The 11,561-nt window shown below is 60.4% G+C and carries 13 protein-coding genes; 8 read left to right on the top strand and 5 right to left on the bottom strand.

All coding sequences use genetic code 11. The annotated features are described in order from the left end of the window. Window positions 1-254, top strand: a 254-nt coding sequence (locus J1777_RS13580; protein WP_207576216.1) for an SPOR domain-containing protein, incomplete at its 5' end; no start/stop codon positions are given. Window positions 255-322: 68 nt separating this feature from the next. Further along, window positions 323-619 carry an I78 family peptidase inhibitor gene (locus J1777_RS13585; RefSeq protein ID WP_207576217.1) on the top strand — a complete coding sequence of 99 codons (297 nt, stop codon included), beginning with the start codon at window positions 323-325 and terminating at the stop codon, window positions 617-619. A 9-nt stretch (window positions 620-628) separates the two neighbouring features. On the opposite strand, the gene hemW is transcribed toward J1777_RS13585, so the two are convergent. The 4 genes from hemW to J1777_RS13605 all read right to left on the bottom strand — a co-directional run bounded on the left by hemW (window position 629) and on the right by J1777_RS13605 (window position 4,533). Next, entirely contained in the window at window positions 629-1,879 is a 1,251-nt protein-coding gene (gene hemW, locus J1777_RS13590) for a radical SAM family heme chaperone HemW (RefSeq protein ID WP_207576228.1), read from the bottom strand. 17 nt (window positions 1,880-1,896) lie between these two features. After that, a complete protein-coding gene (locus tag J1777_RS13595) occupies window positions 1,897-2,508 on the bottom strand; it encodes a non-canonical purine NTP pyrophosphatase (protein ID WP_207576218.1) in 612 nt (203 codons plus the stop codon). Window positions 2,509-2,623: 115 nt separating this feature from the next. Continuing rightward, on the bottom strand, window positions 2,624-3,532 hold the full coding sequence (locus J1777_RS13600) for a PP2C family protein-serine/threonine phosphatase (protein WP_207576219.1): 909 nt from the start codon (window positions 3,530-3,532) through the stop codon (window positions 2,624-2,626). Next, a complete protein-coding gene (locus J1777_RS13605; protein ID WP_207576220.1) occupies window positions 3,529-4,533 on the bottom strand; it encodes a serine/threonine protein kinase in 1,005 nt (334 codons plus the stop codon). The genes J1777_RS13600 and J1777_RS13605 overlap by 4 nt, the downstream gene beginning before the upstream one ends. 87 nt (window positions 4,534-4,620) lie before the next feature. Between J1777_RS13605 and J1777_RS13610 the strand changes: the two genes are divergently transcribed. The 4 genes from J1777_RS13610 to J1777_RS13625 all read left to right on the top strand — a co-directional run bounded on the left by J1777_RS13610 (window position 4,621) and on the right by J1777_RS13625 (window position 8,835). Further along, complete coding sequence (locus J1777_RS13610; protein ID WP_423220553.1) at window positions 4,621-5,514, top strand: YicC/YloC family endoribonuclease; 894 nt, start codon at window positions 4,621-4,623, stop codon at window positions 5,512-5,514. 96 nt (window positions 5,515-5,610) lie between these two features. Continuing rightward, window positions 5,611-6,237 carry a guanylate kinase gene (gene gmk / locus J1777_RS13615; protein WP_207576222.1) on the top strand — a complete coding sequence of 209 codons (627 nt, stop codon included), beginning with the start codon at window positions 5,611-5,613 and terminating at the stop codon, window positions 6,235-6,237. Window positions 6,238-6,260: 23 nt separating this feature from the next. Then, window positions 6,261-6,464, top strand: a complete 204-nt coding sequence (rpoZ, locus tag J1777_RS13620) for a DNA-directed RNA polymerase subunit omega (RefSeq protein ID WP_207576223.1) — start codon at window positions 6,261-6,263, stop codon at window positions 6,462-6,464. Between the two features lie 112 nt (window positions 6,465-6,576). After that, the gene (locus J1777_RS13625; RefSeq protein ID WP_207576224.1) at window positions 6,577-8,835 is read left to right on the top strand and encodes a RelA/SpoT family protein; all 2,259 of its coding nucleotides are present in this window, start codon (window positions 6,577-6,579) and stop codon (window positions 8,833-8,835) included. A 114-nt stretch (window positions 8,836-8,949) separates the two neighbouring features. Here J1777_RS13625 and greB read toward each other — a convergent pair whose 3' ends face one another. After that, window positions 8,950-9,528 (bottom strand): transcription elongation factor GreB, encoded by a 579-nt coding sequence (greB, locus tag J1777_RS13630; RefSeq protein WP_207576225.1) that lies wholly within the window; start codon window positions 9,526-9,528, stop codon window positions 8,950-8,952. A 230-nt stretch (window positions 9,529-9,758) separates the two neighbouring features. Between greB and glnA the strand changes: the two genes are divergently transcribed. Both glnA and J1777_RS13640 read left to right on the top strand, forming a co-directional pair. Further along, window positions 9,759-11,165 (top strand): type I glutamate--ammonia ligase, encoded by a 1,407-nt coding sequence (glnA, locus tag J1777_RS13635; protein WP_207576226.1) that lies wholly within the window; start codon window positions 9,759-9,761, stop codon window positions 11,163-11,165. Window positions 11,166-11,212: 47 nt separating this feature from the next. Continuing rightward, on the top strand, window positions 11,213-11,561 hold a 349-nt coding region (locus tag J1777_RS13640), incomplete at its 3' end, for a PAS domain-containing protein (protein WP_207576227.1).

The raw sequence follows: 11,561 nt of genomic DNA on the forward strand, positions 1-11,561 counted from the left end.
AAAAGCCCGCCCGCACCAACAGCCAGTTTTATGTCACGTTGGGCACCTACGCCGAGGTAACCAACGCCGCTGCGGTAGAACGCAAAGTGCGCCAAGCCGGTTATGCGGCCCAAAGCTTTAGCACCACCAGCAACAAAGGCGTTTTAACGCGGCTGCGGGCCGGGCCGTTTGCCACCCGCGCCGAAGCCGAAAAAGCCCAGCGTGCATTGCGGGCCCAGCGCATTCCGGCCAGCATCCAAGAACAGCGGCGCTAAGCTGGGCACAAACATCGTCACCACGGGCCGCTCTTTGACGCTCTTTGAAACTGTCTGAAAGGAACCCCATGCGCCTGCTCTTGCTTCTTGGCACCGCCAGCCTGCTCACCGCCTGCACCCTGCCCTTGCGCGGCACGGCCCCCCAGTCCGCCCCCCGCCCCGAACAGCGGTGCAACGCCCAAGCCGCCCAGTGGGCGATTGGCAAAACTGCCACCGAAAACAACGTCCATCAAGCCCGTGGGCAAGCCGGTGCCTACATGGTGCGGGTGATCCACCAAGGTGACCCGGCCCTGCCATTTAATCCCGAGCGGTTGAATTTAGAAGTCGATGCCACAGGGCGCATCGTGGCAGCCACTTGCGGTTAGGCGATGTGTTTAATCGCCCTGGGGCAAGAACAAGGCCTGCAAATCATTGAGAAAGTCAAAGCCCCGCTCGGTTGGCTGCACATGGTTGCCGCTGCGCTGCAGCAAGCCTAGGCGTTGTGCCTGCTCCAGCGCAGGGCCAATGCGGTTGATGGACAAGCCCGTGCTGGCCGTGAAATCGAGCAGGCTAAACCCCCTGCGCAAGCGCAAGGCGTTGAGCATGTATTCAAACGGCAGGTCTTTGCGGCGCACATCCTCATCGCTGGCCAGGGGGCGACCGGCCAAGGCCGCCTCCATGTAGCGCTGCGGGTCGCGCAGGCGCACTTGGCGGGTAATGCGCTGGGCAAAACTGATTTTGCTGTGCGCCCCCGCACCAATGCCCAGGTAATCGCCAAACTGCCAGTAATTGCTGTTATGCAGGCACTCATGGCGCGGCTGGGCATAGGCGGACACCTCGTAGCGCTGCAAACCGTGGGCCGCTGTGGCGGCGGTAATGGCATCGAGCATGTCGTACGCCTGGTCATCCTCGGGCAGCTGCCGTGGCGGGTGCTTGGCAAAGTAGGTGTTGGGTTCGATGCTCAGGTGGTACACCGACAAATGCGGCGGTGCAAACGACAAGGCCGTCTGCACATCGCGCTGCACATCGGCCAGCGTTTGCCCCGGCAGGGCATACATCACATCCAGATTGAACGTCTCAAAGGCCTGCGCCGCCTCGGCCACCGCAGCGCGGGCTTGTGCGGCGCTGTGTACCCGGCCCAGCGCCTGCAAAAAGCGGTCGTCAAAGCTTTGCACGCCAATCGACAGGCGCGTCACCCCAGCCTGGGCAAAGGCGGCAAAACGCTCGGTTTCAAAGGTGCCGGGGTTGGCCTCCAAGGTGATCTCGCACCCCGCCTCCAGCGGCAAGCGGGCGCGCAGACCGCTGATCAACTGGCCAATCGCCTGCGGGCTGAACAGGCTGGGCGTGCCACCACCAATGAAGATGCTGTACACCGGACGGCCCCAGACCATGCCCAAGCTGGCTTCCAAATCGGCCATCAGAGCATCGATATAGCGCTGCTCAGGCAACGGCTGGCCCTGGGCCAGGCCATGGGAGTTGAAATCGCAGTACGGGCATTTTTTCAAGCACCAGGGCAGGTGCACGTACAGCGCCAAAGGCGGCAGCGCCTGCAGTTGCAGCGTGCCAGCGCGCATGTAGTGCTGGATGTCTTGGGGGGCTTGGCCCAGGGGGCTGCTGTCGGTGGCGATGTCAATGGTGCGGGGCATGGCAATGGACTTGTGCATTACGCCAGCCAGCTGGAGCGCAGCAGCTCCATCATCAAGCGGCTGCTGCGGCCACGGTGGCTGAGTTGGTTTTTTTGTTCCGGGGGCATTTGCGCAAACGTCACGCCCAGTGGGGGGTAGAGCAATACGGGGTCAAAGCCAAAGCCGCCCTCGCCCTGGCGCTGGGGCGCGATCTCAATCGCCACCCGGCCTACGGCGATCAGCGGCTCGGGATCTTGCGCATGGCGCACGCCCACCAAGGTGCTGACCATGGCCCCTTGGCGATTGGCGGGGCTGGGCTGCTGGGCCAATTGCTCCAGCACGGCTTGCACATTGTTGGCATCGCTTTTTTCGTAGCCAAATTGGGTGCAGTAATAGGCCGTCTGCACCCCCGGCAAGCCACCAAAGGCATCCAGGCACAAACCCGCATCGTCGGCAATGGCGGGCAGCCCCGTTTTTTCGGCGGCAAAACGGGCTTTGGCCAGGGCATTTTCGACAAAAGTGCAGTGCGGCTCTGGCGCTTCGCCAGCAAACAAATCGCCTTGGGCAATCAGCTGCACCCCCAAGGGGGCCAGGATAGACTGCAATTCTGCGAGCTTGCCACGGTTATTGGACGCTAAAACAATCTTCATAATAATTAAAAAGTGTTGAAATATAAGCGCTAACAGCTATTGATTTTAATTAAACACACACAAGCAGCGTGTGCCAAAGCGCATCGCCTGGATGCTTTAAGAACGTGAACACGTTCTAAACCTTTTTATGCAGCGCTGAGCGGCGGATGGCTTCATTGATCTCGGCAATGCTGCGCTCGATCTCGGCCTCATCCAAATTCACGTCAAAGCCTTCCAAATCCTGCAAGGATTGAATGGTCGAAGAGAAGGTGTCTTCGCCACCATGTTGGGTATCAGCCGCTTCCGGCTCCTGCTGCGCCTGCTCCCACTGCACGGCAATGGCAGTGACGTTATCGCTTTTGCTGCCGGCCACCTGCAAGGCCGCATCCACCAGGGCCGGCACGGCATCTTGCACGGGGGAGTTGCTCAGGCGCTGCAGCAAAATATGCTCTTGCAGCACATCCCACAGGCCATCCGAACACAGCAGCAAGCGATCGTTTTGCTGCAGCTTGTGGGGCCCGGCAAAATCCAGCACCGGACGGGCCTCGGCCCCCAAGCAGGTGTAGAGCACATTGCGATTCAAAATCTTGTGCGCCAGCTTCAAGGCCCCGGCCCGGTCCATCTCAGCATAGGAGTGATCGCGCGTACGCGCCTGCAGCACACCATCGCGCGCCCAGTACAAGCGCGAATCGCCACAGTTCACCCAGCTGACATGCCCATCTTGAATCACCGCCGCCACCACCGTGGTGCGGGGCCCATCGCTCATGCGTTTGTGGCGGCCGTAAGCCAAGATGCGCTCGTGCGCCAGCATCACCCCTTGCTGCAAAAACGCTTGTACATCCGGCAAGCGCGGAGTGGCCTGGCGCTGGAACTCGGCCGCCAAGGTTTGCAGCGCCAATTGCGAGGCCACCTCGCCTTCGGCGTGCCCGCCCATGCCATCGGCCAGCACAAACAGCCCCGCCTCTCGGGTGTAGCAGTAGCCCATGCGGTCTTCATTGGTCGGCCGACCGCCCCGACGGCTTAATTGAAAAACGGAAAATTTCATGGCGCGTTTTGCTGCGACAGGGCCAATCCACCCGGCCCCTGCCCGATAAAGGCCCCCAATTGCAGACGAACCCGCTCCGCCATGCTCAACTGGGTGTAACGGCGGTGGGTATCGTTGGTCAAAGCCTTGTGCAGTGCAAAGACCGATTGCGGTCGATTGCCCGCCTCCAGCTCCATTGACCACTGCACCAATTCCAAAATATTGTCGGAATAACTGCCACGCAAGCGGGCCAGTGCTGTGGGCAAGGCATCTTGCTCTTGGCGCTTGGGCACATCGGGCGGGGCCTGCCCCACCATGCACACATAAATACAAGCACCAATGGCATAAATATCGGTCCACGGGCCCATGGTGCTGTTGCTCTTGCGGTACATCTCGGGGGCGGCAAAACCCGGGGTGTACATCGGGCGGACAAAATTGCCCTGCTGGTTAAGCACCTCGCGGGCCGCACCAAAGTCAATCATTACGGCGCGGTCATCGTCGGTAATGAAAATATTGGCCGGTTTAATGTCCAGGTGCAGCATCTTGTGCTGATGAACAATGCGCAAACCGCGCAATACCTCGTCAAACAAAGAGCGAATCGTCGATTCGCGCAATATCTTGGGCTCTTTGCGATTGCGCGCCAGCAGGATGTATTCCTGCAAAGAGGCCCCTTGCAAATAGTTCATGACCATGTAAACCGTGTCATTTTCCCGAAAGAAATTGAGCACGCTGACCACGGAAGAATGGGCAATTTGCGTCAGCGCCCGCCCTTCTTCAAAAAAGCTTTTCAAGCCCAGCCGGTAGAGCGAAAGTTTTTCTTGCGCCACCTGGGGCACCAACTGCCCAGGCTCGCGCGAAACCAAGGCTGCAGGCAAATACTCTTTGATGGCCACTTCTTGGCCATTGGCATCTTGGGCCAAGTACACCACGCCAAAACCACCGGCGGCCAAGCGGCGCACGATGCGGTAACCACCAATCACGGTGTCAGGCGGCAGGGGAGCGGGTTTAGGTTTAGTTGTCATCTTTGCGCCGGGGCAGCACAGAAACCGGATAATCTTTCGGATTTGAAGCAACCCGAGAGAAGAGATAAGGCAATGCCAGTTTATAGCATGACGGGATACGCCAGCGCCCAGCTGACACCCGAGACCGCCACCGCCCCCACGGACACCCCTTGCGTGCGCCTCGGGCTGGAAATTCGTGCCGTCAATAGCCGTTTTTTAGACCTCACTTTTCGCCTCCCCGAAGAATTACGCGCCCAAGAGCCCGCCTTGCGCGCCCTGCTCAGCCGCCATCTCAAACGTGGCAAAGTGGAAGTGCGTGCCGCCATTGAGCAAGATGCCAGCGCCAGCCTCAGCACCCCCAGCATCGCCTTGCTCCAGCGCCTGAATATGGTGCAAGAGCATATTCAGGCTTGGCTGCCCAGCGCCAAAGCATTGAGTGTGGCCGATGCCCTGCGCTTGGCCGGCAACAGCGCCCCCACCACGACCGATTGGGCCAGCATTTTGTCGCCCCTGGCCGAGGAAGCCGTCACCGCTTTGCTCGACGCACGGGCCCGCGAGGGCAAGCGTTTGGCCAAAACCTTGCTCGATCGCATCGCCCAGCTGCGCGAATTGGCCGCCCAGGCCACGCCCCTGGTGCCGCAATTGGTCGAACAGCAACGCCAACGCTTTTTAGAGCGCTGGCAAGAAGCCATGGGCCTGGCCCAGGGGCAGGTGCCAGCAGAAGCGGCGCAAGACCGCGCTTTGAGCGAAGCCACCGCGTTTGCCATTCGCATTGATGTGGCCGAAGAAATCACCCGCTTGGATGCCCACTTGGACGAGCTGGAGCGCCTACTGAAAAAAGGCGGCGAAATCGGCAAGCGCCTGGACTTTCTCATTCAAGAATTGCATCGCGAGGCCAATACCCTGGGCTCTAAATCGGCCACGCTGGAGCTCACCCGCATCAGCGTCGATATGAAAGTGCTGATCGAGCAAATGCGCGAGCAAGTCCAAAACATCGAATAACGCACGGCAAAACGCACCTGCGTGCCATAACAAAACCCACAGGGCTCCCTATGGAGCCCTTTTTCACAGACAATCGCCGCTTTGCACATTTTGTGTATGCAACAACTGCCCGGAAACCTCTTTGTCGTTGCCGCCCCCAGTGGGGCGGGCAAATCCAGCTTGGTCAAAGCTTTGCGCTCGTTTGATGCGCGGGTTTACCCCTCGGTTTCGCACACCACCCGCGCCCCACGCGGACAAGAAAAACACGGCCGTGAATATTTTTTCGCCTCCGAAGCGGAATTTGATGCCATGGTCGCCAACAATGCGTTTATCGAATGGGCCAACGTGCACAACAAACGCTACGGCACCTCGAAAAAGGGCATTCAAGAGCGCTTGGCCAATGGCGATGATGTGCTGCTAGAAATCGACTACCAAGGCGCTTTGCAAGTGCGCGATGCTTTCCCGCAAGCGGTGCTGATTTTTATCTTGCCCCCCAGCTGGGAAGAATTGCGCTCACGCCTGGAAAACCGGGGCGAAGATGCCCCCGAGGTGATTGAACTGCGCATGAAGAATGCCTCCACCGAAATGGCCCAGGTCAAAGAATTTGACTTCGTTATAATTAACGAGTTATTCGAGAGTGCGCTGTTTGACCTCAAAACCATTATTCACGCGCACCGCCTCAAATACACCAGCCAGCGCCGCCTGCGCTCTGATGTATTCACTTCCCTTCACCTGCCTGTTTAATTTTTTGCTGGAGTACCCTGCCAATGGCACGCATTACCGTTGAAGACTGCCTGGAGCAGATCCCTAACCGCTTTCAATTGGTGCTGGCCGCGACCTACCGCGCCCGCATGTTGAGCCAAGGCCACGCCCCCAAGGTGGAGTGCCAAAACAAGCCAGCCGTCACGGCACTGCGCGAAATTGCTGAGGGCAAAGTCGGCATTGAAATGCTGAAAAAAGTCCCGGGCTAAAACGTGTTTGGGGGCATGGTGCAACCTATCCCCCCAGCAATAAGGGCACCGCTTTTTGCGGTGCTTTTTTTTGCACCTGCACAAGCTTGTTTTCTCACGCTACAGTTGGTCTATGAACGCGGCTGCCACCACATCGTCCTTTCCTTCCCTTCCCATTGACAAAAACCTGCCCGAAGCAGAGCGCTTGCGCTTGGCAGCCGATGTCTCGGCCCAGCATTTCGAGCATTTGCTGGGTTTTTTAAGCTATTTGGACAGCAACAGCACCGCCATGGTGCGCCGCGCTTGGCAGTTTGCCGACCAGGCCCACCGCAACCAATGGCGCAGCAGCGGCGATCCTTACATTACCCACCCGATTGCCGTGGCGGGCATCTGTGCCAACTGGAAACTCGATGCGCAAGCGCTGTCCGCTGCCTTGCTGCACGATGCCATGGAAGACTGTGGCATCACCAAAGACGATTTGCGCCAACAGTTTGACGAGACGGTGGCCGAGCTGGTCGATGGCCTGACCAAGCTGGACAAACTGCACTTCAACTCCCGCGAAGAGACCCAGGCCGAATCCTTTCGCAAAATGCTGCTGGCCATGGCCAAGGATGTGCGCGTCATCCTTATCAAGCTGGCCGACCGCACGCACAACATGCGCACCATGGGGGACATGCCGCGCAGCAAGTGGGGGCGTATTTCGTCTGAAACTCTGGAGATTTTTGCTCCTATTGCCCACCGTTTGGGCCTGAACCAGTCCTACCGCGAGCTACAAGACCTGGCTTTTCGCCACCTGCACCCGTGGCGGTATGAAACGCTGGAAAAAGCGATTGCCAAATCCCGCACCCGCCGCAACGACTTGGTGCAGCGGGTACACAACGAGGTCGAGGCCACGTTTAAACGCGTTGGCCTCCCGGCCCGCTTGGCCGGTCGAGAAAACACGCTGTTTGTGCTCTACCAAAAAATGCAGCGCAACCACTTGAGCTTTGCCCAGGTGACCGACATTTACGGCTTTCGCATCATCTTGCCCACCACCACCGATTGCTACACCGCCCTGGGGGTGCTGCACCAGCTGTACAAGCCCGTGCCGGGCCGCTTCAAAGACCATATCGCCATTGCCAAAACCAATGGCTACCAATCGCTGCACACCACGCTGGTTGGCCCATCCGGGGTGAACATCGAATTTCAGCTGCGCACCGAATCCATGCACATCGTCGCTGAGGCGGGGGTGGCTGCCCACTGGCTGTACCAATCCGAGGGCCGCCAGCAAGAGGCGCTGAACACCAAGTGGCTGCAATCGCTGCTGGACATTCAAACCGAAACGCGCGATGCCAGCGAGTTCTGGGACAACGTGAAGGTCGATCTGTTTCCGGACTCGATCTACGTTTTCACCCCCAAGAGCAAAGTGTTCTCCATGCCGCAAGGGGCCACGGCCATTGACTTTGCCTACGCCATTCACAGCAACGTGGGCCACCATGCTTGCGGGGCCGTGATCAACGGCGAGGTGGCCAGCCTGCGCACGGTGCTCAAAAGCGGTGACGTGGTGGCCATTACCCTGGACGAGAACGCCGCGCCCAACGCCATGTGGCTGAATTTTGCCAAGACTGGCCGGGCACGCTCCAAAATTCGCAACCACCTCAAAACCGTGGCGCAAACCGAATCGGCCGCCCTGGGCGAGCAGCTGCTGACCCAGGCCCTGCGCGAAGAGGGGATTGCTGACCTGCCCTCCGACGAGGAGGCCCAAGATGCCCTGTGGCAGACCATCCTCAAGCCTGGACAGACCCAAACCGAGCTGCTCTCGGACATCGGCCTGGGCCGCCAGGTGGCGACCTTGGTGGCGCAGCAAATCACCGCCTACCTGCAGCACCAGGGCCAGCGCCCCGATGCCCTGCTGCTAACCCAGCAGCGCTTTACGCAAGGCAACCGGCCCCAGCGCAGCGTCATCCTGGACAGCCAGAACCGCACCGCCACCCACTACGCCCCGTGCTGCACCCCGGTGCCGGGCGATGCGGTCATTGGCTACCTGGGCCATGGCGATGGCCTGCACATCCACCGCAGTGACTGCCCCGAAGCGCAGCGGCTGCTGGAGCGCCAGCCCGAGCGGCACATTGCCGTGGAATGGGGCGAAGACATCTACAACGAGCATCTGTACAACGCCAACATTACCTTGGCCGTGCAAAACGGCCGGGGCGTGCTGGCCCGCATTGCCCAGGTGCTGGCCGATACCGATGTGGACATCCGCCGCGTGGACATTGAGGACGAATCGGCCATGCAGACCACCGTGCTGCGCTTTACCATCGCGGTGCACGACCAGCTGCAGCTGGAGAGCGCTTTGCGGGCGCTGCGCCGCAATGCGGCGGTGCTCAGCTGCAGCCGGGTGCTGGCACCGTAGGCCGCGCACAGCACACCAGCATTAAAAATAAGAGCTGTTTGCGCTTAAAAATAAAGGAATTCAAGGCAAAAAGCCTTTGAAATCTTTTATTTAAAAGCGGTAACAGCTCTTTTTTTATTTTAATTGGGCCGGACTTGGCGGGTATTGCACCGCCAACACTTCCAGCATCCGCACCCCGGCAGGCGTGGGCAGGGGCACTTCATCGCCCACCCGCGCTTTGAGCAAGGCCCGGGCCACGGGGGCCACCCAGCTGACCTGGCCCTGGCTGGTTTGCGCCTCGTCAATGCCCAGGATGGTGATGGTGCGCTCGACCTCTTCATCATCCACATAGGTGACGGTGGCCCCAAAAAAAACCTGGTCGCTGCCGCTGTGCACGCTGGGCTCGACCACCTCGGCCATCTCTAGGCGCTTGGTTAAAAAGCGAATGCGCCGGTCAATTTCGCGCAAACGCTTTTTGCCATAGAGGTAGTCGCCGTTTTCCGAGCGGTCGCCATTGCTGGCGGCCCAGTGCACGGTTTCCACCACCTTGGGGCGTTCCTCGTCAATCAGGGCCAGCAGCTCGGTTTTCAGCGCCGCGTAGCCCTGCGGGGTGATGTAGTTCTTGCTGCCGGGGGGGATTTGGGGCAGGCGGGGCAGGTCGTCGTCATCGTCGTCCTGGTGCCCATCGGGTTCTTTGGTGAAGGCTTTGCTCATGGGGGGCGATCTTCACACAAGCGCACGGCTGCGCCAACGGATCGGCCCCCACGGCGCAGCGGCTTTTGCCTCAACTTGGTGCAGGGCCAGGGCGGCCATGCACCGCAATGGTTCATGGCCGCCTGGGCCGGGGGCTTCGCTCCCCAGAGCACTCACCAGGGCATAAAGATGGCACGCTTGTTGCTTAAACCTGGGAGTTCCTCCACCTCTTAGCAAACGAGAGCACTTCCATGTCACTGAAAACCCACTCCCTCCTCCAAGAGCACAACGCCCGCTGGGTCGATCTGCGCTTTACCGACACGCTGGGCAAAGAGCACCACGTCACCTTCCCCGCCGAGGCCATGCAGGCCGATGCCTTTGAAGACGGCAAGATGTTCGATGGCTCGTCCATCCACGGCTGGAAGGGCATCGAAGCCTCAGACATGGTGCTGCTGCCCGATGACCAGACCGCCGTGCTCGACCCCTTTGCCGAAGAGCCCACCGTCATCGTGCGCGCCGATGTGCTGGAGCCATCGACCATGCAGGGCTACGCCCGCGACCCGCGCTCCATCGCCCGGCGGGCCGAGCTGTACCTGCGCTCCACCGGCATTGCCGATACCGCCTACTTTGGGCCGGAGCCAGAATTTTTCATCTTCGATTCAGTGCAATGGCAAACGCAGATGGACAGTGCCAGCTTCCAGATCCACTCTGCCGAAGGTGCCTGGGCGAACAACCAGGACATGGGCGGCCACAACCCCGGCCACCGCCCGCGCGTCAAAGGGGGCTACTTTCCGGTGCCCCCCGTCGATTCGCTGCACGGCGTGCGCACGGCCATGTGCAACGCCATGCAGGCCATGGGCCTGAAGATCGAGGTGCATCACCATGAAGTGGCCAATGCCGGGCAGTGCGAAATTGGCGTGGCCTTCAACACCCTGGTGAACAAGGCCGACGAGGTGCAAGTCCTCAAATACTGCATCCACAACACCGCCCACGCCCACGGCAAGACTGCCACCTTCATGCCCAAACCCCTGGTGGGCGACAACGGCTCGGGCATGCACGTGCACCAGTCGCTGTTCAAGGACGGCAAGAACCTGTTCTTTGGCACCGAGTACGCCAACCTGTCGGAGCTGGCGCTGTTCTACATCGGCGGCATCATCCACCACGCCCACGCCCTGAACGCCATCACCAACCCCGGCACGAACAGCTACAAGCGCCTGGTGCCCGGCTATGAAGCGCCGGTGATGCTGGCGTACTCGGCCAGCAACCGCTCGGCCTCGATCCGCATCCCCCACACCTCCAGCCCCAAGGCGCAGCGCATCGAATGCCGCTTCCCCGATCCGCTGGCCAACCCCTACCTGGCGTTCTCGGCCCTGCTGATGGCCGGGTTGGACGGCATCCGCAACCGCATCCATCCGGGCGACGCGATGAGCAAAAACCTCTACCACCTGCCCCCGGAAGAAGCCGCCAACGTCCCGCGCGTGGCGCACAGCTTGGCGCAGGCGCTGGACGCACTCAAGGCCGATAATCGCTTTTTGCTGGAAGGCGGTGTTTTCACCGAAGACATGCTGCAGGCCTATATCGACTGCAAAATGGACGAGGTTACCCGCCTGCGCCAGGCCGTACACCCGGTTGAATTCGACCTGTACTACAGCCTGTAAAGGATGCGCGGCAGCGGCCCTTTTCCTTCCCCCACACCAAAGAAAGCGTGAACGATACCGCTGCCCCCACCCCTGCTGCCACGGCCGGCGAGTGCCTGACCGCGCCCATGCCCGCGCTGACCCACCTGGCCACCGCGGTGCTGCTGCTGGATGCGCAATTGCGCATCCAGTACGCCAACCATGCGGCCGAGCAATTGCTGGCCACCGGCCTGTCGCGCCTACGCAACCAGGCGTTCAGCACGTTTTTGGACGATGCCGACGGCAGCGCCGCCGCCAACCTGGATTTGGCACTGCACGCCCAACAGCCCTACACCCAGCGCCAAGCGCGGCTGCTGGGTGCGGGCGAAATGCAGTTGGCCGTGGCCGATTACACCGTCACCCCCCTGCCCGCCACAC

Origin of the sequence: Comamonas denitrificans (genome assembly GCF_017368815.1) — a bacterium.
GTDB classification, from domain to species: Bacteria; Pseudomonadota; Gammaproteobacteria; order Burkholderiales; family Burkholderiaceae_C; genus Comamonas; species Comamonas denitrificans.

What these genes read in the sequence shown, in the direction of transcription:
- J1777_RS13585 (WP_207576217.1), top strand. Translation starts at nt 323, where the DNA reads ATGCGCCTGCTCTTGCTTCTTGGCACCGCCAGCCTGCTCACCGCCTGC.
- J1777_RS13625 (WP_207576224.1), top strand. Translation starts at nt 6,577, where the DNA reads ATGAACGCGGCTGCCACCACATCGTCCTTTCCTTCCCTTCCCATTGAC.
- rpoZ (WP_207576223.1), top strand. Translation starts at nt 6,261, where the DNA reads ATGGCACGCATTACCGTTGAAGACTGCCTGGAGCAGATCCCTAACCGC.
- J1777_RS13605 (WP_207576220.1), bottom strand. Translation starts at nt 4,533, where the DNA reads ATGACAACTAAACCTAAACCCGCTCCCCTGCCGCCTGACACCGTGATT.
- J1777_RS13595 (WP_207576218.1), bottom strand. Translation starts at nt 2,508, where the DNA reads ATGAAGATTGTTTTAGCGTCCAATAACCGTGGCAAGCTCGCAGAATTG.
- gmk (WP_207576222.1), top strand. Translation starts at nt 5,611, where the DNA reads ATGCAACAACTGCCCGGAAACCTCTTTGTCGTTGCCGCCCCCAGTGGG.
- glnA (WP_207576226.1), top strand. Translation starts at nt 9,759, where the DNA reads ATGTCACTGAAAACCCACTCCCTCCTCCAAGAGCACAACGCCCGCTGG.
- hemW (WP_207576228.1), bottom strand. Translation starts at nt 1,879, where the DNA reads ATGCCCCGCACCATTGACATCGCCACCGACAGCAGCCCCCTGGGCCAA.
- greB (WP_207576225.1), bottom strand. Translation starts at nt 9,528, where the DNA reads ATGAGCAAAGCCTTCACCAAAGAACCCGATGGGCACCAGGACGACGAT.
- J1777_RS13610 (WP_423220553.1), top strand. Translation starts at nt 4,621, where the DNA reads ATGACGGGATACGCCAGCGCCCAGCTGACACCCGAGACCGCCACCGCC.
- J1777_RS13600 (WP_207576219.1), bottom strand. Translation starts at nt 3,532, where the DNA reads ATGAAATTTTCCGTTTTTCAATTAAGCCGTCGGGGCGGTCGGCCGACC.